Here is a 22,457-nt window from a genome sequence, read left to right as displayed (position 1 = left end):
TTTCTTTGCTAAAAAATCAGAGTACCATGAAACAATTTTTCCTCAAACATAAATGGCGCATTGCCGGAACGCTCATCGGCGCTTTTGCCGGCTTTTTATATTGGCACTACATTGGCTGTAATTCGGGCACCTGCCCCATCCAGGCCAACTGGCACACCAGCTCTTTGTACGGAGGATTGATGGGCTTTCTGATTAGTGATTTAAAAAAGAAAGAGAAAAAAACAGCAGACGATGGAAAAGTTTAATCAGATTATTCAGGGAAACACGCCGGTGCTGATCGATTTTTCAGCCGAATGGTGTGGCCCGTGTAAAATGATGGCTCCCATACTGAAACAGGTTAAAGAGCAGCTGGGAGAACAGGTTCGTATTTTAAAAATTGATGTGGATAAGAATCAGGAAATTGCCATGAAGTTTCAAATTCGCAATGTTCCTACACTGATGATTTTTCAGAACGGACAACGCAAATGGACCGGAAGCGGCGTTATGCAGGCGGATCAGCTGGTTTCTGTTATCCGGCAAGCCACCGCTTAATTCAAAAAAACCAATCTATAATACCCCACATAGTAAGAAAATATAGCGTTTAGCTGAGATCGAGAAGTTGATGAAAAGGGGAAAGAAGAAAACAGGGATTCGAAAGGATTCCTGTTTTTGTTTTTTTACGGTCAACCTCCTGCCTGCAAGCCAACTTCTAACTCAGCATGGCGACCAGCTTTTTGAGCGCCTCGATAAACTGGTCAATTTCCTCCAACGTATTGTACACGGCAAATGAAACCCGAATGGTTGCCGGCTGCTGAAAATGATCCATCACCGGATCGGCACACAAGCGGCCAGTGCGAACAGCAATGCCCATCTTGTCCAGCATGGTGCCCAAGTCAAACGGATGGATACCTTCAATATTAAAAGTAATCACGCCTGACTTTTCCTTCTGCGTGCCGAAAATCAGCATCCCGGGAATTTCGTTCATCTTTTGCGTGGCATACTCCAGCAGCTGGTGCTCGTAAGCAGCTACTTCGTCCATCGCCAAACTTTGCAAGTAGCGAATGGCCTCTCCAAAAGCAATAACACCAGTAATGTTAGGGGTTCCGGCCTCAAACTTATAGGGCAACTCGTTAAACGAAGTTTTTTGAAAAGTCACTTCCGAAATCATTTCACCCCCACTCTGGTAGGGTGGCATTTGGTTCAGCAGCTCCTTTTTCCCGTATAAAACGCCTACCCCGTTGGGGCCATACATTTTGTGGGCTGAGAATACATAAAAATCAGCATCCAGGTCTTGCACATCCACCTTCAAATGCGAAATGGCCTGCGCACCGTCAACCAATACCTTTACGCCCGCCTGATGTGCCTTCGCAATAATTTGCTTCACCGGATTAATGGTTCCCAGCGTATTGGCAACATGAGCTACAGCAATCAGCTTGGTTTTGGAAGTCATCAGTTCGTCCAGCTTTTCAATCTCCAATCGGCCATGGTCATCAAAAGGCAAAACAACAATTTTAGCCCCTTTTCGCGCGGCCATCAACTGCCAGGGAACAATGTTGGCATGGTGTTCCATTTCCGAAACAATGATTTCGTCACCCGCATTGACAAAGGCTTCGCCAAACGAAAAAGCCACCAGATTAATGCTCTCCGTGGTGCCTTTGGTAAAAATAATTTCCTCGCGCGAATTGGCTCCAAGCAAGTCTTTCGTCAGGTCGCGAACAGCCTCAAAATCATTGGTGGCCTGGTCCGCCATAAAATGTGCCCCCCGGTGAATATTGCCATAATACTCCAGATGCAACTGCTCCTCCTTTTTTAAAACCGACAGCGCTTTTTGCGAAGAAGCGGCACTATCCAGGTAAACGAGTGGTTTATTATAAACCTGTTGGTCTAATATTGGAAAATCTTTCCGTATGCGGGCAATATCGAGTGTCATGATTGTTTTTGAATTTAATGGAAATTGAGCCATCCTTGTATCGGTGTTCTCAATACACTAACAGAAGTACAAAACTAATGTTTTTGATTAAACTTTTGAAGTTTACAGCCAGCTGCTCCGTTCCCCGGCTTTTCCCAGGGATATCGCATGTGGCTAAAGCCAAACAACGCTGAGAGTTCGATTTCTCTAGGCTTTATGGGACAACATATTCCAATTTTTCATTTCCATTGGCTTTACCGCTGAAAGTTTAGAAGCCAAAAAAAAGCCTCACACTAGTGAGGCTTTGATGGTATCTTGTTAATTTTTATCGCAAGCGTGGCAACGGGCCAGTTCTCCGCGAAGTCGCTTTTCGACCAGCTCATCAATCCGGTCACGAAGCGGTTCCACCCGGATGTTCTGAACCACCTCATGAGCAAAGGCATTCATCAGCATCATGCGGGCATCGGCTTCTCCAATACAGCGGGCACGCAGGTAAAACAGGGCCTCTTCATCAATCTGCCCAATGGTGGCACCATGACTACATTTTACATCATCCGCATCAATAATCAGCTGCGGCTTGGTATTCATTTTGGCCGAGTCGGTCAACAACACATTGTTGTTTCTTTGGAAAGCGTTGGTTTTTTGAGCATCGCGCACCACGTGAATCCGTCCGGTAAAAGCACCTACGGAGTCCTCGTCCAACACATTCTTATACACCTGGTTACTCAAACAATTGGGTACCGCATGTTCGATGTTGGTGAAATTATCAACATGCTGATTTTTGTCGGTGAAGGACATGCCATACAAGTTGGCTTCTGCATGTTCACCAGCCATCTCAACCTTCAAATTGTTCCGAATCAGTCCGCCATGCAAAGTAGCTACGCTGCTTAGCAAGTTCGAATTGGCTTCTTGTCTGAAAAAGGAAGAGTTCACCGAATTGGCCTGATTGTTTTGGTTTTGAATGGTATAGATATCCAGAACGGCATCCTGACCGACAAAAACTTCCGTGACACTGTTGGTCAGAAAATCCACCGGATTCATCGTATGATCGCAAAAGATCACTTTAGCCTGGCTGTTTTTTCCGGCAATAATCAGGTTGCGCTGCGTAGCAAAAACAGGTTCTTCAGCCCGCATCAGGTTAATCACCTGAATAGGCTTTTCGACCACCACCTGATCAGGAACGTACATGAAAAAACCGTCCTGCGCAAAAGCCGTATTTAAGGCCACAATCGGGTCATCGCTCAGGCCTGCCTGACGGTTCAAGTAGTCCTTTACCAGTTCGGGCTGTTCATTGGCAACCTGCTTCAAACTTCCTACAACCACCCCTTTAGGCAAGTTGTTTAATGGTTGATTCTTCGCATAGTACCAACCATTAACCAACAGAACCACATCGGTATCTAACTGCGGAACATCGCAACGGAAGGCTTCATTCAGATCCACATCCACCGGTTGGTACTCCAGCAGGTGCCGGAATGACTTTCCAAAGATCCGCTCAAGGTTGGTGTATTTGTAATTTTCGTTTTTGAAGCCGGGAATTCCCACCTTTTCAAAACGTTTAATTGCAATGTCACGCATCCGGTTGAGCAAGTCGGATGAACCTTCATCCAGCAGGCTGCGGTTTGCATGAAAAAGCTCGGTATATTTTTCGCTTAACGCGACTTTATTTGCTGTCAATGTCATAAACTATGATTTTTTAACCAGTCGTACCCTTTTTCTTCCAACTCCAAGGCCAATTCTTTGCCGGCTGATTTTACAATCTGTCCCTGGTACAAAACATGCACAAAATCCGGAACAATATAGTCTAACAGGCGCTGGTAGTGAGTAATCACAATGGTTGAACGCTCAGGGTGTTTCAAGGCATTTACACCATCAGAAACAATCCGAAGCGCATCGATATCCAGACCGGAGTCTGTTTCATCCAAAATGGCTAGTTTGGGTTCCAGCATGGCCATCTGGAAAATTTCATTTTTCTTTTTCTCCCCGCCGGAAAAACCTTCATTCACCGAACGGTTGGTTAACTGAGAGTCCAGATGAACAAGTTCTTTTTTCTCCCGCATCAGTTTCAGAAACTCACCGGCAGTTAAAGGCTCCAGACCTTTAAATTTGCGCATTTCATTTACTGAGGTTTTGATGAAGTTGACCATCGGTACACCCGGAATTTCTACCGGATACTGAAAGCCCAAAAAGACCCCCATACGGGCACGGTCTTCCGCTGAAAGATCCAACAAATCTTGTCCTTCATAGATCACCTCGCCATCCAGTATCTCGTATTCTTCTTTTCCTGCCAAAACATTACCCAGGGTACTTTTTCCTGAACCGTTGGGTCCCATGATGGCATGTACTTCGCCTGCTTTAATTTCAAGGTTGATTCCTTTCAGGATTTCCTTTCCTTCAATAGCAACTCTTAAATTTTTTATTGTTAGCATGTTATTCTAAGTTTCGCGTTTCGAGCTATGAGTTTCATTTGCAAGCTTCCGTGGTATCTGTGTGCTTTTCCCTCTTCTGCTTTTGAGGGATTGAAATCGGATCAGGCAAGTGATTGCCAGGCAAAAAACTCACTCAAAATCTATGATTTATATATACATTCTATTATCCAACACTTCCTTCTAAACTGATGGCCAGCAGCTTTTGGGCCTCTACGGCAAATTCCATCGGCAGCTTGTTCAACACTTCCTTGGCATAACCGTTCACAATCATTCCAATCGCGTCCTCGGTTGAAATTCCCCGCTGGTTGCAATAGAAAATCTGGTCTTCGCCAATTTTGGAAGTGGTTGCCTCATGTTCCACCACCGATGATTTGTTTCCCACTTCGATGTAGGGGAACGTGTGCGCTCCACAAGTTGATCCTAACAACAAGCTGTCGCACTGTGAAAAATTTCGTGAATTAACGGCTCCGGGCAGTACTTTCACCAAGCCGCGATACGCGTTATTGCTTACGCCGGCTGAAATACCTTTGGAAATGATAGTACTTTTCGTGTTTTTCCCGATATGAACCATCTTCGTTCCGGTGTCGGCCTGCTGGTGATTGTTTGTAACGGCGACGGAATTAAACTCTCCAACGGAGTTGTCGCCCATCAAAATACAGCTTGGGTATTTCCAGGTAATGGCCGAACCGGTTTCCACCTGTGTCCAGCTAATTTTTGAAGAAACACCGCGGCAAATTCCCCGCTTGGTTACAAAGTTGTAAACACCACCTTTTCCTTCTTTATTTCCCGGATACCAGTTTTGAACCGTTGAGTATTTTACTTCGGCCCGATCCAGCGCAATGATCTCAACCACGGCAGCGTGCAATTGATTTTCATCCCGCATGGGCGCGGTACATCCTTCCAAGTAGCTTACGTAGCTTTCGTCTTCAGCCACAATCAAAGTCCGCTCAAACTGGCCGGTTCCGGCTGCATTGATCCGAAAGTAAGTAGACAACTCCATGGGGCAACGAACTCCTTTGGGAATATAGCAGAAAGAACCATCGGAGAAGACAGCTGAGTTTAAAGCGGCAAAAAAGTTATCAGAGGTGGGAACAGCCATTCCCAAGTATTTTTTGATCAAGTCAGGATGTTCCTGCACGGCCTCGCTGAAAGAGCAAAAGATAATGCCTTTCTCTGCCAGGGTTTCCTTAAAGGTCGTTTTAACCGACACACTGTCAATGACCGCGTCAACAGCCACGCCAGCCAACACCTTCTGCTCCTCCAGTGGAATTCCAAGCTTGTTGAAGGTTTCGATCAAATCCGGATCTACTTCATCCAGACTCTCATACTGCGGTTTTGTTTTAGGGGCTGAATAGTAAATGATATCCTGAAAGTCAATGGGTGGAATCTTCAGATAAGCCCAATCCGGCATGGGCATTTCCAGCCACTTACGATAGGCATCCAACCGAAACTGCAGCATAAACTCAGGTTCATTCTTTTTAGCCGAAATCACCCGAATAACATCTTCATTTAAGCCTTTGGGAATTGATTCTGACTCAAAATCAGAGACAAATCCAAATTTATATTCTTGCGAGGTTACCTCATGTAATATCTTGTCTTGTTCTTCCATTATCCCACTTTTATACGTTACTTTTTCCGCTTGTAATAACAAACTTTAAAATAGACTGTTTAAAAATAATTGCAAAGATAAGGAAGTAAAGCTATTTTTGCAGGCGAAAACACTTAAATCCACACCTTAAGGTCTGATATTTAAAAAATGGATAATACTAAAAATCAAACAGCACTCTCTACTCTCGGCGAATTTGGACTCATTGACCGACTGACTCAAGCCGTCCAAATTCAACACAAGAGCACGATCAAAGGCGTTGGAGATGATGCTGCCGTACTTCGCTTTGATGACAAACAAATTGTTGTAACGACTGATCTCCTGACGGAGGGCATTCACTTCAACCTGATGTATGTCCCTCTCAAGCATCTAGGCTACAAAGCAGTGGTGGTTAATTTATCCGATGTTTTTGCCATGAATGCCCAACCTCGTCAAATTACCGTTTCACTGGCTATTTCCAGTAAATTTTCGGTGGAAGCGATTGATGAGTTGTATGCCGGTATTCATCTGGCCTGCGAAAAATATGGCGTCGATTTGGTGGGTGGCGACACCACCAGCTCGCTAACCGGGCTGACCATCAGCATAACTGCCATTGGCGAAGCCAACGCCGAGGATGTGGTTTACCGCAGCGGTGCTCAGCTGAACGATTTGATTTGTGTTTCAGGCGACTTGGGAGGAGCTTACATGGGCCTTCAACTACTGGAGCGTGAAAATGAAGTGTTCAAAGTAAACCCGAAAGAGCAGCCCAAACTGGAAGGCTACGATTACATTCTGGAGCGCCAGCTTAAGCCCGAAGCCCGTGCCGATGTCATTAGCGCCCTGAAAAGACTGGGTGTTAAACCAACGGCCATGATTGACATTTCGGATGGCTTGTCGTCTGAAATTATGCACATCTGCAAAAAATCCAATGTGGGCTGCAGCATTTACGAAGAGAAAGTTCCGCTGGATTTTCAAACCAAGAAATTTGCTGAAGAGCTAAGCATCAACCCCCTTGTGGCTGCCCTGAATGGTGGCGAAGACTATGAGTTGCTGTTTACCATTCCCCTGGCCGATCATGACAAAATAAAGAATGATCCGGACATTACCGTCATTGGGCACATTACCGAAGCCAGTGGCGGAACCAACATGATTACCGGTACCGGAACAGCCATCGCGCTGCAGGCTCAGGGCTGGAACCCGATTTAACCAGCTCCTGCCAATATTCCGGCAATAAGAAATACAGTAAAAAAAGAAATCCGGCCCAATGACAAAGCCGGATTTCAAACTGAATTAACTGAAATTAATTACCTGCCATAGAAATGGGAATTGACGAAAGCAAGGTAATATTTTGAAGATCGGAATAATCGTATAGGTAAAATCCGCCGTCACCAACCATAAAGAGGTAGTCATTCAAAGGAATTACATCATAGGTGTTGATATCCTCAAATTCGGCCAATAAGTGATACCCAATCTGTAGAGGATCCGATGCATCAAGAACTTTTAAGCCAGCATCTCCATCACAAATAAACAGCACGTCACCATCAATCCCCAAACCGTGCGGGTTGGCCATGGAATAAGTGGCAATAGGTGTTAGCTGCGAGTAATCATCATTCATTCGAATAACATCCAGCCGGTTGACTGAACGTCCGCAAGCACCGCCATCATGCAGTGTTACATAAGCTAAATCATCCTGCACCACTACTGGATCGCAACTTGTAATATGCTGATATCGACTAACATATTTGGGGCTCTGCTCAATCTCCAGGCTGTATATCAACATGCCTGTGGTTGTTCCAAAAAACAAATGATCGTTATAAATAAACATCGTTTCAACATTCCACCCAATGTTGTTCGAGCCTAATTCCTGCGGATTCTCCAGATCGGCAATCTGGAACGTGTACAGGGTACTATTATCCACCGTATAAAGATAATCCTTGTACAGGCCAAAGCGAGCCATTGATCCCCCAACACCAAAGGTGGTTCCACTGCCTCCGCCAACACCGGAGTTCGTCAAAAAGCTACCGCCTGTTTCCAAACGATCAGAGAAACTATCGTAATAATAGATGGGGTAATAGTTCCGCTCAATTTCGCGCTTAACCTTCTTTATTTCCCAATCTACAACAACGCCCAATTCATCATCCACCTCTCCCAAACGGTATTCCGAATCGTACTCAGGCAACATGTATGGGAAAATATCTTCAACGCGTCCCACTTCCTTCACCAAGGCTAAATCAGCCACATCCACAGCGACCAAATCAATATAGCTATCGGCATACAAAACATTCTCTTTGATTACAATGTCCACATTCCCGGGAATTGCAATAAATCCAACAGAATTTGGACTTGCAGGGTCTGACACATCGACCACATGAACTCCTTTCATCACCTCATTAATAAAGATGTAGTTATCTTTGAAATAGATCTTCCCCGGGTTTTCAATATCCCGGGCACTTTCCATTTTTACAGCATTGCGCAAATCGGCATAGCTCATGTAAACCGGCGAGTTTCCCAAATAAGTTTCAACAATTTTATCTTCGCAGCCTGCAAACACTACCGCAACAAACAACAGGCAACTGTATATCCATTTTGTATTCATTTCTCTCAATTTACTAGTTAAACAGAATACCTATCCGTATCGTCAGGCGATTATACTCCCGCTCCAACTTATACTCGTCTTTTCCACCCTCAAAACTCACTTGGTGAAAACGATACCCAAATGACATCATCAAGGCCAGGTTTTCATTGAGTTGATTCACCATGCCGAAGCTAGGACTAAGTATAAATCCACCTTGACAATCCAACTTTTGAGCAGCGTAATAAGAGCTTGACCAAGGCATAATATCGTAGTAATAATTAGAGCCCACCATGATATTATCGTCGAGCGGGAAAAGATAACCCGCCTGAACTCCAACAAAAGGGGTAAACATCGACTCACGAAAATGGTACTCCAGGTTCCCAAAAACAGGCAAGTACGACTCCTCCAAAAAATCGACACCAGCCCCCACGCCAGCATACCAGTTCGGTAACACTTTTAAGTTGAAAGATGCGTCGAATGAAAAGGGCTTTGATTTATCGTTGGATGAACTTCCGATAAGCAAACCGCCGGTCGTTTTGATGAAGTAAGATTTCTGACCGCTTAAAATCGTCGAGGAGAATTTTGAACTTACAGAGTCGATTTCTGATGTCTGGAAAACCCAGGTATCCTTGCCCGAACGGACAACCACTTTTTCATCATCAACCGGGATCTGCTGTCCTTTCTGCACGGTCCCATTTTTTAGGTAGATCACTTCTTTTTTTTGAGCATGAGCCGTCCCCATTGCCAATAAAAAAGCAAGCAAACAGACTAGTTGTTTCATAAGTTTATTTTGGTGTTTGTTTGGCTTTAAGATGTTTGTTGATAAAAAAAGGTTGCGTGAGAAGATTCTTTTTCTGGCACTTACAGCCAACAAATCAGATACAGCAAGCGAAATAAGGAATTTGTTTATATCTTTCTTTTACTAAATCAACACCTCCAAGCATGTGTTATTGAAAGCAAATTCTCATATTCTTCCTGGCATTTACCCCTATTCTAACACAAGGTCAAACCGCTCAAAAAAAATACCGAATCAGTTTTACTGAGGAACTATCATAATAGTGACTTTTTTAAAAGTAAGAGAACAGCTCCTGCCAACTAGCTTCGTTTAACCTGAAAAATATCACTACGCCGGTCTTTCAAGTTCCGCACACTTCCAAACTGATTTAATTCCCGAAGCAGGTCAATATCCACATCGGCTATTACAATCATCTCGGTGTTGGGAGTTGCTTCTGCCTTTATTCCATTCATGGGGAAGGAAAAATCACAGGGCGTAAAAACCATCGACTGCGCATACTGAATATCCATGTTGTGCACCTTGGGAAGATTCCCAACGCCACCAGCAATCGCCACGTAGCACTCATTCTCGATTGCACGGGCCATCGCACAGTTGCGCACGCGTGAATAGCCATTCTGGGTATCCGTCAAAAAAGGAACAAACAAAATATCAACCCCTTCATCGGCCAGCAAACGGCCCAATTCGGGGAACTCTACATCGTAGCAAATCAGTACGCCAATTTTTCCACAGTCCGTTTCAATCGCTTTAAGCTCCGATCCGCCCTGCATCCCCCAAACCTTAGCTTCATCAGGCGTTACATGCAGCTTTTCAAACCGATCAACCGAACCATCGCGTTTGCAAACATAGCCGACATTGTATAAGCGGTCATTTACCATTTCAGGCATGCTACCCGTAATGATGTTAATATTGTACGAAATGGCCAACTCAGAAAACCGTCGAATAATTTCATCGGTATGCTTAGCTAGCTCACGGATGGCTTCCGGCTCGCTTAAATGGTTATTTTCGGCCATCAAAGGAGCCATAAAAAACTCGGGAAATAAGGCAAAATCAGAGCGATATCCCGAAACCGCATCTACAAAATATTCTGCCTGATTCATCACATCATCCAGGTTTTTATAAGGACGCATTTGCCACTGAATCAATCCCAGTCGCACAATCTTTTTGTTGATTACCGGCTTCCGGCTTTCTTCTTCGTAATAAATATTGTCCCATTTGAGCAGAACAGCATAATCGTTGGAAGCCTCATCTCCTTCCAGGTAGTTCTTTAGGATTTTTGACGGATAAAAGTCATTCGAAATCTGAAAATTGAACACGGGATCCTCAATCTCCTTACGCCTGACTTTGGCAATGTATTCCTTGGGAGACATTTGGTCAGCGTATTTATGGTAATTGGGAATTCGCCCGCCAAAAGCAACGCCTTTCAGGTTTAATCGCTCACAAAGTTCTTTCCGGTAATCGTATAAACGCCGGCCAAGCCTTAAACCACGAAACTCAGGACGAATGAAAACCTCAATTCCATAGAGCAAATCGCCTTCCGGATTATGGGTATTAAACGTATAGTTTCCGGTAATTTTCCTGTAGGTATGCTGACTGCCGAACTTCGTTGAATCAACAATGATGGAGAAGGCACATCCCGCAATTTGGCCATTGACTTTCACCACTACCTGTCCCTCCGGAAAGCGGTTGATTAAAGTCTTCAGATGCGGTTTCAGCCAATAAGAGTCGGGCATTTCCGGATACGACTCAATCAAGGCTTGTTTCAACTCTTCATAATCACTGAGCTTTAAAAACGACAGCTCAATATTCTCAATTTCATTTGCACTTGTCATATGCCAATAATCTCTTTAAACACTATTTTCAGTTCTTTCAACAGCTAACCGGCAGCTAAAGTTAGAACGAGTCCTCTAGAAAAAAAATATTCCGGGAATATTTTAAATAGACGACTTACTGGGAAACACAGAATTCCTCCCGAGAGAATGCCTTACACCAACCGTTGTTCACTACAATGTCTTTTCCGGTTCAACAAAGCATTAAACACCTCATTTTTTTTCAAAAACGACAAAATCAACCTCCATTATACTGAAGATCAACAAACAACAACTAATACCATCTGGTGAATTCGGAATTAAAAGCTTACCTACAATCCAACATCAATAATTCATTAACATTTATTAACAAACAAGTTATCCCTTCTACAAATACTACAAACAAAGGAGTGTAAGATTTTTAAAATCACATTTGTTTAATCCCTGCGCAAAATACATAAACACTTTTAGCTTGCGATCCGTTTATAAGATTGAATTCAAAAACTTAACGACGATGAAAACACTTGAAAACACAAAATTGAATCTATCCAGGTTTTTTTCCCTGGTTTTTGCGCTTGTTCTATCACTAACATTTGTAAGTTGTAATGATGACGATGATCCGGTCATGCCAGAAATCACTTCTCCTGTTGATATTGCCGCATCCCTGCAACAGATTACTGATGACCCGGCCACCTATTCCGGTCAAATTTCCGATTCGAAGCGTCAAATGCTTATTGCCCAGAATCCAAAATTTAACACCCTGATTGCCGCTATCGGAAAAGCTGGTCTGGCAGGTACAATAGCCGAAAGCAATTTAACCGTCTTTGCTCCAACTGATCAGGCGTTTGAAGAGTTATTCTCAGCACTCGGAGTCAATGGAATTGATGCACTGACAGCCGAGCAACTGAGTCCAATCCTTCTTTACCATGCCGTTGCAGGCCGTGTACTAGCCGGCGACTTGTCAAATGGTTTGGTTGAAACTGCCAACGGTGCCTACATCACCGTGGACAAATCCAATGGAGTGATGATTGACGAGGCATCGGTTGAGCTGCATGACCTACCAGCCAAAAACGGAGTTATTCACATTGTTGATAAAGTATTACTACCTCCTTCCATGGACCTGGTGGATAAGGCGATAAGCTTTGCTCCTGAATTCTCCATACTGGTAGATGCTGTGGTGAAAGCCGACCTGGCAACCACCCTGGCCGAAGGTGGACCTTTCACCGTATTTGCCCCAACCAATGCTGCTTTCGAAGCGTTGTTTGCTGAGCTTGGCGTAGGTGGCGTAGCCGACCTGACAGCTGAGCAATTGACTCCGATTTTACTTTACCACGTGGTTGACGGAAGTGTGTTCTCCTTCGATTTGGAAGCCGGATCAGTACCCACGCTGAATGGCGAAACTGTTGAAGTAGACCTTTCCAGCGGTGTCATGATCAATGATGCCAATGTGATCATTGCTGATCAACAAGCAACCAATGGTGTTATTCACGCCATCGACAAAGTATTATTGCCTCCGACTGATTTGGTCAGCACGGCGATTAGCTTCAATCCTGAGTTCTCGATTCTGGTGGATGCTGTGGTGAAAGCCGACCTGGCAACCACCCTGGCCGAAGGTGGACCATTCACCGTGTTTGCTCCTACCAATGCCGCATTTGAAGCCTTGTTTGCTGAGCTTGGCGTAGGTGGTGTAGCCGACCTGACTGCCGATCAGTTAACTCCGATTTTACTGTATCATGTGGTTGACGGAAGTGTTTATTCCACTGATTTGGCCAATGGCTTTGTGCCTACCTTGAGCGGATCAGCCGTTGAAGTTGACCTTTCCGGTGGGGTAATGATCAACGACGCCAATGTGGCCATTGCCGATGTGAAAGCAACCAACGGGGTAATTCACGCCATCGACAAAGTGCTGCTTCCGCCAAGCATGAACCTGGTTGAAACCGCCCTGAGCTACGATCCAGAGTTCTCCATCCTGGTTGCTGCCGTTCAAAAAGCTGATTTGGTGAGCACCTTAGCTGAAGGAGGCCCATTTACCATCTTTGCGCCAACCAACCAGGCCTTTGCCGACTTATTGGAGGAGCTGGGTCCCGATTTCAACAGTCTGGATGACATTCCGGTAGAACTCTTAACCGACGTATTGCTTTACCATGTGGTTGATGGCCGCGTGTACTCAAGCGACCTGGAGTCCGGAACAGTAACGACTAAAAACGGAACGTTTGAACTGGATCTTTCCACACTAACCATTACCGATGCCAACGAGCGTGAGTCGGGTCTGGTTAGCGGACTGCTGAACGTACAAGCCACCAACGGAGTGATTCACGTCATCGACAAAGTGATTCTTCCATAAAACACAATCGAAATACGCCAAAAACAATAAACATTTCAGAAAGAAAAGGGAATCTCTAACCAGGGATTCCTTTCTTTTTTGTCAGAAAACTTAGGCTAATAAGCACTCCTGGCCGACTTGGAATACTCCGGAAATTTTACAGCGTCCTTTAAGTACGGGCTTGGCCTGAAACTAATGTTTGCCGATTTGATTAACCGAAAGTCATCGGTTCGAGGCTCATCCAAGGCATGGCTCTTCAGGTTCAAGCTGAAAGTTCCCAGCTCGCCCAATTCAACCGTACGATTATCCAACAACAATTGAGGAATCAGATCAACCAAACCAACCAGGTTGGCAATGATATCGGCCCGGCTTAGCGTTGACCGGCTGGCCAGCATATCTGCCACTTGATTCAAACTCACTTTCTCCCGATCACAAGCCCTCGCATAATATTTATAGGCACCTCCGCCTTTTACTCCAGGGCTCGCCTGCCGAATCAAACAATACTTTACGCTCATAATTTCAGGCGTTAAAAAGTTATTAACAATTGTTAGTTTTTATTTTAATACGTATCAAATTATAAAATGATACCTGTTAAAATAAAATTTGACAAGTATTAAAAATTTCTCCTGTCCGGAGGGAAGTAACAAGCGTACCCAATGTTTTCGACTTGATTTCGCTATCGTATATTTCTGAAGTCAGCTTATTCCTTTAGAAACTCCACCAGTGGCCCGATAAACCGGTCAAAGGCTTCAATGTGGGGCAAGTGTCCCACATTGTCCAGTTCAATCAAACGGGCATTGGGGATTTGCTGTTGGGTGCGTCGGCCCAGTTCGGGATAGTTGCCCATGGTTGCCCTTACGTCATCACTCACCAGTGGCTTTCCAAGCGCTGTCCGGTCGCGTTGGCCAATAATTAGCAAGGTGGGTGATTCAATGTGCTTAAACTCATAGCATACCGGTTGCGTAAAAATCATGTCATAAGTCAGGGCTGCATTCCACGCAATACGCGGATAATCGATGTTCAGCGTCCAGCCGGCCAGCAGGTTGACCCACTCGTCGTATTTGGGTTGCCAGTTGTTATCGTAGTAACTCTCCAACTGGTATTTCCGGATCCCTTCATAGGTTTTTCCCAGCTCGTAGGCATACCACCATTGTACTGGCTGGTAAGGCACTTTCAGCTTCCAGTCTTCCAGTCCGATGGGATTGGCCAAAATCAACTTGTCGGTTTGTTCCGGGTACATCAGTGCGAAACGGGTAGCCAGCATGCCGCCCATGGAGTGTCCGAGTACACTAATTTTTTCAATCCCCAGATCGTCGAGCAAGGCCTTGGTGTTGGCAGCCAGTTGCTGAAACGTGTACTGGTAATGTTCCGGTTTTGACGATTTTCCAAAACCAATCTGGTCGGGAATAATCACACGAAAACCCTGTTCTCCGGCCAAAACAGTTGCAGTTTCGCGCCAGTACGCACCATTAAAGTTCTTGCCGTGAAGCAGCAAAATGGCTTGACCATTAGGGTTAGCCGGCCTTACGTCCATAAAGGCCATTTGGTAGCTTTCGTTTTGGCTTTCGATGCTGAGGTAATTCACATCAAAAGGGTACGCGTAGTTTTCGAGGTTGATACCAAGGGCTTTCAGCCCAGTTTGTTGGGCCGAAATACTGAGGCTGATTACAAGCGCCACAATCAGCAATAATGGTTTATGGAATTTCATGATGTTCCTGTTTTTATAGTACAGTAGTTTAAAACAGGAAGCGCTGCGGATGGTTTAGAGGCGAATTGTTCTTTTATTGGGGCTGGTTTGCGTTAGCCTTGATCCAGCAGGCTTTTATCCAGCTGATCGCTTTTAGTAAATCCCTGCCGGATGGCAAAGAACAGTTGCAGAATATTACTGAGCAGGCTGTTGAAAAAGATAATCACCATCACCATAATCTGGTATTTCACAGCCAGCACCGGATCGGAACCACCAAGGATCTGTCCGGTCATAACACCAGGAAGCGACACCAGCCCCACCGTAGCCATGGTCGCCAGGTTGGGAGCCATCGCCATGCGAATCGCTTCTTTCATAAAAGGGCGGGCAGCCTCCTGTTTCGAAGCACCGTTGCCCAGTAAGAAACAGTAGGTTTTCTCTTCTTTTCGAATGCTGTTGAAAAAGGTCTTTAAGGCCACAATGTTTGACTTGAGCGTATTGCCCAGCATCAGGCCCGCCACAGGAATCAGCACATCGGCCTGAAAAATATGCTCGAGCTGCACAATGGCCCAGTTGAAATAAAGCAAGGTAAGCAAAGTAGGCAGCAACATGGCGATAAAAGTAGGCACCAACAGCTTTTTCAGCCGCAACGAAGAACTTCGAATACCCGAGTGGGCGGCAAACAAAACCATCAGTAGGATGTAAGCCAGATTAACCAGAATATGGTCGAGTAAAAAAATGTATTTCAGGTAAAGGGCAACAAAGCTAAGCTGCACCAACATGCGAACCACCGAAACCAACAGCTGCTTGTTTATTCCCAGCTTAAACCACCAGATCAGCAGGATGCTTGGTGCAATCAGCAGCAAGCCAAACACCAATCCGCTAATGGGTATGGTGGCCGCGTTCATGTGATTAAATTCGTGATTACTTTCATTTCGGGAATTTGCCAGGCCGGGTCATGGCTGACACAGATGACGGTCTTCCGGGTTTGGGCAACATAGTCGATGAACCGCTGCTTTTGCTTTTCGTCCATGGCCGAAGTAGGCTCATCAAGCAACAGAACAGGACGGTCGAGCAGTTGGATCAGCGCCCAGCCCAACCGCTGCCGCTCGCCTCCCGAGATGATGCTGGTATTTTTAGTCAGCAGTGCTTCGGGCAAGTCAAAAGCCCGTAACTTCTCCAGCAACTTTTCTTCGGAATAGGCAACATGCTTATTCGAGTCGAATTGAAAGATTTCCTGAAAAACATCGCGCACCTTTCCATTGGGAAAATCAACATCCTGGCTCAAGTAGGCCATCTGGCTGCGAATCTTTTGAATACTTTCCGGGCTGATCGCTTTCTTCTTATAAAACAGCTGACCGGAATCGGAATCAATAAAGCCCAGAATCAGCCGCAGCAAACTGGTTTTTCCACTTCCGGACTGAGCTGCCAGCAATACCTTATCGCCCTTGGCAATACGAAGGTTGAAGTTTTTCAGCAACTGCTTATTTCCAAGCCTGAGAGACACATCCTTGAATCGTATCATGAGGAAAGAGTATGGAAAAAGTAAGACAAAAAAAGCCGGAACATGTCCGGCTATATCTTGAAAAAGGCACAAACACATGACCATTGTTGGATTGCATTTTATGTAATCGCATGCTCATGGTTTTACCTGATTAGGTTTTATGAATCACTCTTTAGCTTGCCTTTAAACGGTGGGCATGAGCGGGATCAAGTTTTCCCTCCGCATACTCCCGGGTAATCACAAGGCTTTTAATTCCATCGGAAGGACTGTCGAACATGGCATCAATCATGATACTTTCACAAATTGAGCGCAATCCGCGGGCTCCCAAACTGAATTCCACCGCTTTATCGACAATGAATTCCAAGGCATCCTCTTCAAACGTCAAGTCAATGTCGTCCAGCTTAAACAGCTTAATGTATTGCTTGATAATTGAGTTTCGGGGCTCTGTCAAAATGTTGCGCAGCGCCTTGCGATCCAGTGGTTCCAAGTAGGCCAACACGGGCAGACGGCCAATGATTTCAGGAATCAAGCCAAAGCTTTTCAAATCCTGAGGAGCAATGTACTGCAACATGTTGTCGCGGTCCAGGTTGTCCACCAGCTTTTGCGCGCCAAAACCAACCACCGAGGTATTCAGGCGTTTGGCAATTTTCTTTTCAATGCCATCAAAAGCACCACCACATACAAACAGGATGTTCTTGGTGTTGACCGGAATCATTTTCTGCTCCGGATGCTTACGTCCTCCCTGCGGTGGAACGTTCACAATGGCACCTTCAAGCAATTTCAGCAAACCTTGCTGAACACCTTCGCCCGACACGTCGCGGGTAATGGAAGGGTTATCACCTTTACGGGCAATTTTATCCAGCTCATCAATAAAGACAATACCACGCTCGGCTGCCTCTACGTTGTAGTCGGCTGCCTGCAGCAAACGGGTCAACAAACTTTCAATATCTTCACCCACGTAGCCGGCTTCGGTTAATACCGTCGCGTCAACGATGGTGAACGGGACATGCAACATTTTTGCAATGGTGCGGGCCAGCAAGGTTTTACCGGTACCGGTTTGTCCTACCAGAATGATGTTTGATTTTTCAATCTCAGTCTCATCACTGGTCACCTTTTGGGTCAAGCGTTTGTAGTGGTTATACACCGCAACAGCTAAGGTCCGTTTGGCCTGATCCTGTCCAATTACGTATTGATCGAGAAAATCCTTAATTTCTTTTGGCTTCAACAGCTTCAACCCTGCGAGGTCAAATTCACTGTCGTGTTTCAGCTCTTCCTCAATAATAGCATAAGCTTGTTCAATGCAGTGGTCGCAAATATGACCATCCATCCCGGCAATCAACAAGTTAGTATCTTTCTTCTCTTTTCCGCAAAAAGAACATTTATCCATGATCTACTCCTCTGTTGCTATGCTTATTTATTCCTGATTAAAATATCGTCAATCATGCCATACTCTTTGGCCTCTTCCGAGGTCATCCAGTAGTCGCGATCAGCGTCTTTCTCTACTTGCTCGTAGGGGTTTTCTGAATGTTTGGCAATGATATCGTATAGTTCTTTCTTCAACTTCATAATCTCACGCGCTGTGATCTCGATATCAGACGCTTGTCCTTGTGCACCACCCATGGGTTGGTGAATCATGATCCGTGAGTGTTTCAATGCTGAGCGTTTGCCTTTGGTTCCGGCAGTCAGCAATACGGCTCCCATCGAAGCAGCCATACCGGTACAAATCGTCGCAATGTCCGGTGATATATATTGCATGGTATCGTAAATGCCGAGTCCGGCATGAACAGAACCTCCAGGACTGTTGAAATAGATCTGAATGTCCTTGCTTGGATCAGTCGACTCTAAAAACAGTAACTGAGCCTGGATGATATTGGCGATGTAATCATCAATCGGTGTTCCTAAAAAGATGATCCGGTCCATCATCAAGCGGGAGAACACATCCATTGAAGCAACGTTCAATTGTCTTTCTTCGATGATGTAGGGCGTCAGACTGTTGGTGAACAGCGAGTCGTAACGATGCATGTTCAAGCTACTAATCCCCATGTGCCCCTGGGCATATTTATGAAATTCTTTTTTATCGTTCATCTCTTTAAATTCTGGTTAAAAAAAAACTTTGTAAACTCCGGTTTCGCAATGCTTTCGACACAGAGTGCCATTGAAAGCCAAAAACGGAGTTTACAAAGTTATAAAATTATGCTATTTGCCTAAGCAGCAGTCGAATTATTTTTCGAGTAATTCGTTAAACTTGTCATGGCTGATTGGTTTCTCATCCAGGTTAACGTTTTCCTTGATGATGGCCATGATTTTATCCTCCTGTACTTTGGTTGTGATGCGACGTCTTTCTTCTTCGTTTTGAAGAATCTGATCGGCATAAGCACTCAATTGCTCGTCTGGCATGCTGAACATACCGTACTGACGGAATTGCATAGCTGCAACTTCTTTAGCCATTGCTTTCACTTCCTCAGGCTTAATGTCTACTTCGTTATCTTTTGCAATGCGATCTTTAATCAACTGCCAGCGAAGGTCTTTCATGAAATTATCGAAATCAGCTTCGATCTGCTCGTCAGTCAACTCGTTGTTTGTTTCTTTCAACCAACGTTTCAGGAATTCTTCCGGCAATTCAATGTCGATTTTTTCAACCAAAATGTCACGGCTGTCGATGTTGAATTTGTAGTCGCTTGAATATTTCAGTTGCTCTTCGATATCAGCTTTCAGCTTGTTACGGAAATCTTCTTCCGTTTTGATTTCAGTTTCTTCACCAAAGGCTTTTTTGAACAAGTCTTCGTTGATTTCGGCTTTTTTGAATCGCAGAATTTCTGAAATGGTGAATTTGAAGTCTCCTTCGATGTTTTCAGCTTCTTCGTGCGAGATATTCAGCATATGACCCACTTCGTGTTTATTTTCATAAACTTTGATTGGATCGAACACAATTGTATCGCCTACTTTTTTACCTTGAATGGCTTGTTTAACCTCTTCGTCTTTCATCACATCAACTGCGATGATTACTTGCTCGGCTTTGATACCATCTTCCAGCTCATTTCCTTCGGCATCCAACTGCACAAAGTTTCCGCGGATAGTATCTTTTTCTTCAACGGCATCAACCGTTTCATTTTCTCCAAAACGTCCGGTATATGAATCTACCTGCTGATCGATCATTTTATCATCTACTTCGATCTGGTAGTAAGGGTATTTTTTGCGCTTATCGAATTTCACTTCAACTTCAGGAGCAACGGCTACATCAAAAGCAAATTCGAAATCTTCAGCTGTTTCCCAAGAGAACTCAGGTGTTTTTTCTTCGTTTGGAAGGGGCTCTCCAAGAATATTCAATTTCTCGTCAACAATGAATTTTGACAAGTTATTTGACAACATCTTATTTACCTCTTCAGCCAGAATTGCTTTTCCGTACATCTTTTTAACCAAACCGGCAGGTACTTTCCCTGGTCTGAATCCAGGCATGTTGGCTTTTTTACGATATTCTTTTAGTTTTTCGTTTACTGTTGCTTCGTAATCGCTTTTTTCAATTTTAACAGTAATAATCGCATTTAGCTCGTTGATGTTCTCTTTTGTAATATTCATATAAATCCGCTTATGATTTTGGAAAAAGTTCAAGTAACCAAATAGTTAACTCTTATTGTCAAGTTAAACTAAAGCCTATAAATCAATAAAAACCGCATGCTCAGATTTTTTTCAATCAAGCACTACGGTTATTTTTGTTGTTTGGTGCGGGCGAAGGGACTCGAACCCCCACGTCAAAGACACTAGATCCTAAGTCTAGCGCGTCTACCAATTCCGCCACGCCCGCTAATTGCGGTGCAAATGTATGTTATTTTTTTTATTCGCCAAACAGTTTTAAAAGTTTTCTTGAAAAAAAATGGCTTGTTTTTTCCATTACCGCAAGGTGAAGTTCTGTCCCAGGTAAACCCGTCGCACATCTTCATCATTGGCCAGGTCTTCGGCGGAGCCAGCCTTCATAATTGATCCTTCGAACAATAGGTAAGAACGATCGGTAATCGACAGGGTTTCGTGCACGTTGTGGTCGGTAATTAATACCCCAATATTTTTTTCTTTCAGGGTCATCACAATTTCCTGAATATCTTCCACGGCAATGGGGTCTACCCCTGCAAAGGGCTCATCAAGTAAAATAAATTTCGGGTCAATGGCCAAGGCCCGTGCAATCTCCGTACGGCGACGCTCCCCTCCGGACAATTGAAAGCCTTTACTTTTCCGGATATGCTGCAATCGAAACTCTTCCAGCAGCGATTCCATCTTTTCCTTTTGATAACTTTTCGAATAGCTAGTCATTTCGAGCACTGCCCGCAAGTTATCTTCAATACTCAGTTGCCGAAAGACGGATGCTTCCTGCGCCAGATACCCAATGCCCAGCTGAGCACGCTTGTATACCGGAAGTTTGGTAATATCGCGGTCGTCCAAAAACACTTTCCCCGAAAGCGGTTGAATCAAGCCAACAATCATATAAAAAGAGGTTGTTTTTCCGGCCCCATTGGGCCCAAGCAATCCAACGATCTCCCCTTGGTTTACCTCAATGGAAACTCCTTTTACAACAGTTCTTTTTCGGTACTTCTTGACAATGTTCTCGCCCCGTAATTTCATAATATCTATTCGCTTATCGCTTGTTGTGTAATTCTACTATATCGATTCCAGGTTTTCCTCTGCTTTTTTGTTCACCCGGCGCGAAATAATGATACCTATTTCATACAGGAAAGCCAAAGGAATACAAACCATAATCTGACTGAACACATCCGGAGGCGTGATGATTGCTGACAACAGCAACAGCGCCACGTAAGCATGTCTCCGGTAGTTTTTCATCAATTCAGGAGTTAAAATCCCAATCTTACTCAGGAAATAAACAAAGATAGGTAATTCAAAAATAACCCCGCTGGCCAGACTGATCGAGGTCACCGTACCGATATACGACCGCATATTGATCTGGTTGATCACTTCACTCGATATGGAATAAGACCCTAAAAAGTGAATGGAAAGCGGAACAATTAAATAATAGCCAAACAATACGCCGAGAATAAACAAAACGGACATATAAATAACAGCACCACCTGAATGACGGCGTTCCTTGTCATACAACGCCGGGCTTATAAACCGCCAGATCTCATAAAAAACATAAGGCGACGAAACAATCAAGCCGGCAATGATCGAGGTCATCACGTGGGTCATGAAGTTGTCGGCCATTTTTATACTAATCAGCTGCAGCTCGGTATTGTTAATTCGAAGCGAATCGGTTCCAGTAAGTTCTGCCAGCTTGGCAAACATCCGATTGGTCCAAAAATCGGCTGTTTTCGGATTGAAAATCACCGTGTCGAAAATAAAATCTTTGTTGATAAAAGCTAAGACCGCAAACAGGACAATGGCCAGAAAAGCACGGATCAAATGCCACCTTAATTCTTCCAGATGTTCAAGAAACGACATTTCTTCCTGTGGGTCTTTTTTGCTCTTTTTCTTATTGGATTTTTGATTCTCAGAATATTTTGTCTCAGTCATTATCGGCAATTTGGTTCAGAAAAAAGATTTAAAATTAGCTGTTTAAAAATCACGACAAATATAGTTTATATTACGGATTAAGCTTTTGTGTGAGGTCTTAATTTTTACCTGACAAAAAGAAAATCCCAAATTTTGACACACTCCTTCCAGCCATCAACCTGACAACCTCAGACTTTCAAATTGAGTGATTAACGAATAGAAAGCGCAAAAAGAATGATTTATGATTGCTTTCAATCACTTCTCCAGCCTACACATGCTTCGGGCAGTCTCAAGGACTACAACCAACTAAATACCAACAGAATACTACTCACGCTCTTTCAACTTGGCGTTATTTAAAAAAATCATTGCGAAATGAAG

At 44.3% G+C, this 22,457-nt stretch carries 20 protein-coding genes and 1 tRNA gene; 4 read left to right on the top strand and 17 right to left on the bottom strand.

Annotated elements, in window-relative coordinates; translation table 11 throughout:
- The first annotated feature begins 26 nt into the window (after positions 1-26).
- Both ACRD6K_RS17935 and trxA read left to right on the top strand, forming a co-directional pair.
- Positions 27-245 (top strand): DUF6132 family protein, encoded by a 219-nt coding sequence (locus ACRD6K_RS17935; RefSeq protein WP_299582639.1) that lies wholly within the window; start codon positions 27-29, stop codon positions 243-245.
- Positions 232-531 carry a thioredoxin gene (gene trxA, locus ACRD6K_RS17930; RefSeq protein WP_299582642.1) on the top strand — a complete coding sequence of 100 codons (300 nt, stop codon included), beginning with the start codon at positions 232-234 and terminating at the stop codon, positions 529-531. The genes ACRD6K_RS17935 and trxA overlap by 14 nt, the downstream gene beginning before the upstream one ends.
- A gap of 157 nt (positions 532-688) precedes the next feature.
- Here the strand turns inward: trxA and ACRD6K_RS17925 are convergent, their stop codons facing one another.
- From ACRD6K_RS17925 to sufB, 4 genes are all read right to left on the bottom strand, one after another.
- A complete protein-coding gene (locus ACRD6K_RS17925; RefSeq protein ID WP_430974384.1) occupies positions 689-1,909 on the bottom strand; it encodes an aminotransferase class V-fold PLP-dependent enzyme in 1,221 nt (406 codons plus the stop codon).
- 297 nt (positions 1,910-2,206) lie between these two features.
- Entirely contained in the window at positions 2,207-3,568 is a 1,362-nt protein-coding gene (gene sufD / locus ACRD6K_RS17920) for a Fe-S cluster assembly protein SufD (RefSeq protein WP_430974383.1), read from the bottom strand.
- Positions 3,565-4,314 carry a Fe-S cluster assembly ATPase SufC gene (gene sufC / locus ACRD6K_RS17915; protein ID WP_299582651.1) on the bottom strand — a complete coding sequence of 250 codons (750 nt, stop codon included), beginning with the start codon at positions 4,312-4,314 and terminating at the stop codon, positions 3,565-3,567. The genes sufD and sufC overlap by 4 nt, the downstream gene beginning before the upstream one ends.
- A gap of 163 nt (positions 4,315-4,477) precedes the next feature.
- Complete coding sequence (sufB, locus tag ACRD6K_RS17910) at positions 4,478-5,923, bottom strand: Fe-S cluster assembly protein SufB (protein WP_299582654.1); 1,446 nt, start codon at positions 5,921-5,923, stop codon at positions 4,478-4,480.
- 147 nt (positions 5,924-6,070) lie between these two features.
- Between sufB and thiL the strand changes: the two genes are divergently transcribed.
- On the top strand, positions 6,071-7,105 hold the full coding sequence (gene thiL, locus ACRD6K_RS17905) for a thiamine-phosphate kinase (protein WP_430974382.1): 1,035 nt from the start codon (positions 6,071-6,073) through the stop codon (positions 7,103-7,105).
- 94 nt (positions 7,106-7,199) lie between these two features.
- Here thiL and ACRD6K_RS17900 read toward each other — a convergent pair whose 3' ends face one another.
- From ACRD6K_RS17900 to ACRD6K_RS17890, 3 genes are all read right to left on the bottom strand, one after another.
- The gene (locus ACRD6K_RS17900; RefSeq protein ID WP_430974381.1) at positions 7,200-8,495 is read right to left on the bottom strand and encodes an LVIVD repeat-containing protein; all 1,296 of its coding nucleotides are present in this window, start codon (positions 8,493-8,495) and stop codon (positions 7,200-7,202) included.
- 13 nt (positions 8,496-8,508) lie between these two features.
- Positions 8,509-9,255 (bottom strand): hypothetical protein, encoded by a 747-nt coding sequence (locus ACRD6K_RS17895; protein ID WP_430974380.1) that lies wholly within the window; start codon positions 9,253-9,255, stop codon positions 8,509-8,511.
- A 314-nt stretch (positions 9,256-9,569) separates the two neighbouring features.
- A complete protein-coding gene (locus ACRD6K_RS17890; protein ID WP_299582666.1) occupies positions 9,570-11,099 on the bottom strand; it encodes a bifunctional GNAT family N-acetyltransferase/carbon-nitrogen hydrolase family protein in 1,530 nt (509 codons plus the stop codon).
- 490 nt (positions 11,100-11,589) lie between these two features.
- Between ACRD6K_RS17890 and ACRD6K_RS17885 the strand changes: the two genes are divergently transcribed.
- Positions 11,590-13,419: a fasciclin domain-containing protein gene (locus ACRD6K_RS17885; protein ID WP_430974379.1), complete on the top strand. Its 1,830-nt coding sequence runs from the start codon at positions 11,590-11,592 to the stop codon at positions 13,417-13,419.
- A gap of 95 nt (positions 13,420-13,514) precedes the next feature.
- Here ACRD6K_RS17885 and ACRD6K_RS17880 read toward each other — a convergent pair whose 3' ends face one another.
- The 10 genes from ACRD6K_RS17880 to tatC all read right to left on the bottom strand — a co-directional run bounded on the left by ACRD6K_RS17880 (position 13,515) and on the right by tatC (position 22,100).
- Complete coding sequence (locus ACRD6K_RS17880; protein ID WP_430974378.1) at positions 13,515-13,913, bottom strand: HU family DNA-binding protein; 399 nt, start codon at positions 13,911-13,913, stop codon at positions 13,515-13,517.
- 185 nt (positions 13,914-14,098) lie between these two features.
- On the bottom strand, positions 14,099-15,106 hold the full coding sequence (locus tag ACRD6K_RS17875; RefSeq protein ID WP_430974377.1) for an alpha/beta fold hydrolase: 1,008 nt from the start codon (positions 15,104-15,106) through the stop codon (positions 14,099-14,101).
- Positions 15,107-15,198: 92 nt separating this feature from the next.
- Positions 15,199-15,990: an ABC transporter permease gene (locus ACRD6K_RS17870; protein WP_430974376.1), complete on the bottom strand. Its 792-nt coding sequence runs from the start codon at positions 15,988-15,990 to the stop codon at positions 15,199-15,201.
- Complete coding sequence (locus tag ACRD6K_RS17865; RefSeq protein WP_299582683.1) at positions 15,987-16,607, bottom strand: ABC transporter ATP-binding protein; 621 nt, start codon at positions 16,605-16,607, stop codon at positions 15,987-15,989. The genes ACRD6K_RS17870 and ACRD6K_RS17865 overlap by 4 nt, the downstream gene beginning before the upstream one ends.
- 151 nt (positions 16,608-16,758) lie before the next feature.
- Positions 16,759-17,973: an ATP-dependent Clp protease ATP-binding subunit ClpX gene (gene clpX, locus ACRD6K_RS17860; protein WP_430974375.1), complete on the bottom strand. Its 1,215-nt coding sequence runs from the start codon at positions 17,971-17,973 to the stop codon at positions 16,759-16,761.
- 23 nt (positions 17,974-17,996) lie between these two features.
- Positions 17,997-18,671 carry an ATP-dependent Clp endopeptidase proteolytic subunit ClpP gene (gene clpP / locus ACRD6K_RS17855; protein ID WP_299582689.1) on the bottom strand — a complete coding sequence of 225 codons (675 nt, stop codon included), beginning with the start codon at positions 18,669-18,671 and terminating at the stop codon, positions 17,997-17,999.
- Between the two features lie 135 nt (positions 18,672-18,806).
- Positions 18,807-20,162 carry a trigger factor gene (tig, locus tag ACRD6K_RS17850; protein ID WP_299582692.1) on the bottom strand — a complete coding sequence of 452 codons (1,356 nt, stop codon included), beginning with the start codon at positions 20,160-20,162 and terminating at the stop codon, positions 18,807-18,809.
- 142 nt (positions 20,163-20,304) lie between these two features.
- Positions 20,305-20,388 (bottom strand) — tRNA-Leu (locus ACRD6K_RS17845).
- An 86-nt stretch (positions 20,389-20,474) separates the two neighbouring features.
- A complete protein-coding gene (lptB, locus tag ACRD6K_RS17840; protein WP_299582695.1) occupies positions 20,475-21,197 on the bottom strand; it encodes an LPS export ABC transporter ATP-binding protein in 723 nt (240 codons plus the stop codon).
- Positions 21,198-21,233: 36 nt separating this feature from the next.
- Entirely contained in the window at positions 21,234-22,100 is an 867-nt protein-coding gene (tatC, locus tag ACRD6K_RS17835; protein WP_299582698.1) for a twin-arginine translocase subunit TatC, read from the bottom strand.
- Between the last annotated feature and the right edge of the window lie 357 nt (positions 22,101-22,457).

It is taken from the genome of Sunxiuqinia rutila, from assembly GCF_050589705.1.
GTDB lineage: Bacteria > Bacteroidota > Bacteroidia > Bacteroidales > Prolixibacteraceae > Sunxiuqinia > Sunxiuqinia rutila.
Note: the sequence above shows the minus strand (reverse complement) of the source record. Positions and strands in the feature narration are given on the sequence as shown.

Bases quoted from the DNA above. Each gene is read 5' to 3' on its own strand.
- ACRD6K_RS17935 (WP_299582639.1), top strand. From the start codon at position 27: ATGAAACAATTTTTCCTCAAACATAAATGGCGCATTGCCGGAACGCTC.
- trxA (WP_299582642.1), top strand. From the start codon at position 232: ATGGAAAAGTTTAATCAGATTATTCAGGGAAACACGCCGGTGCTGATC.
- ACRD6K_RS17925 (WP_430974384.1), bottom strand. From the start codon at position 1,909: ATGACACTCGATATTGCCCGCATACGGAAAGATTTTCCAATATTAGAC.
- sufD (WP_430974383.1), bottom strand. From the start codon at position 3,568: ATGACATTGACAGCAAATAAAGTCGCGTTAAGCGAAAAATATACCGAG.
- sufC (WP_299582651.1), bottom strand. From the start codon at position 4,314: ATGCTAACAATAAAAAATTTAAGAGTTGCTATTGAAGGAAAGGAAATC.
- sufB (WP_299582654.1), bottom strand. From the start codon at position 5,923: ATGGAAGAACAAGACAAGATATTACATGAGGTAACCTCGCAAGAATAT.
- thiL (WP_430974382.1), top strand. From the start codon at position 6,071: ATGGATAATACTAAAAATCAAACAGCACTCTCTACTCTCGGCGAATTT.
- ACRD6K_RS17900 (WP_430974381.1), bottom strand. From the start codon at position 8,495: ATGAATACAAAATGGATATACAGTTGCCTGTTGTTTGTTGCGGTAGTG.
- ACRD6K_RS17895 (WP_430974380.1), bottom strand. From the start codon at position 9,255: ATGAAACAACTAGTCTGTTTGCTTGCTTTTTTATTGGCAATGGGGACG.
- ACRD6K_RS17890 (WP_299582666.1), bottom strand. From the start codon at position 11,099: ATGACAAGTGCAAATGAAATTGAGAATATTGAGCTGTCGTTTTTAAAG.
- ACRD6K_RS17885 (WP_430974379.1), top strand. From the start codon at position 11,590: ATGAAAACACTTGAAAACACAAAATTGAATCTATCCAGGTTTTTTTCC.
- ACRD6K_RS17880 (WP_430974378.1), bottom strand. From the start codon at position 13,913: ATGAGCGTAAAGTATTGTTTGATTCGGCAGGCGAGCCCTGGAGTAAAA.
- ACRD6K_RS17875 (WP_430974377.1), bottom strand. From the start codon at position 15,106: ATGAAATTCCATAAACCATTATTGCTGATTGTGGCGCTTGTAATCAGC.
- ACRD6K_RS17870 (WP_430974376.1), bottom strand. From the start codon at position 15,990: ATGAACGCGGCCACCATACCCATTAGCGGATTGGTGTTTGGCTTGCTG.
- ACRD6K_RS17865 (WP_299582683.1), bottom strand. From the start codon at position 16,607: ATGATACGATTCAAGGATGTGTCTCTCAGGCTTGGAAATAAGCAGTTG.
- clpX (WP_430974375.1), bottom strand. From the start codon at position 17,973: ATGGATAAATGTTCTTTTTGCGGAAAAGAGAAGAAAGATACTAACTTG.
- clpP (WP_299582689.1), bottom strand. From the start codon at position 18,671: ATGAACGATAAAAAAGAATTTCATAAATATGCCCAGGGGCACATGGGG.
- tig (WP_299582692.1), bottom strand. From the start codon at position 20,162: ATGAATATTACAAAAGAGAACATCAACGAGCTAAATGCGATTATTACT.
- lptB (WP_299582695.1), bottom strand. From the start codon at position 21,197: ATGAAATTACGGGGCGAGAACATTGTCAAGAAGTACCGAAAAAGAACT.
- tatC (WP_299582698.1), bottom strand. From the start codon at position 22,100: ATGACTGAGACAAAATATTCTGAGAATCAAAAATCCAATAAGAAAAAG.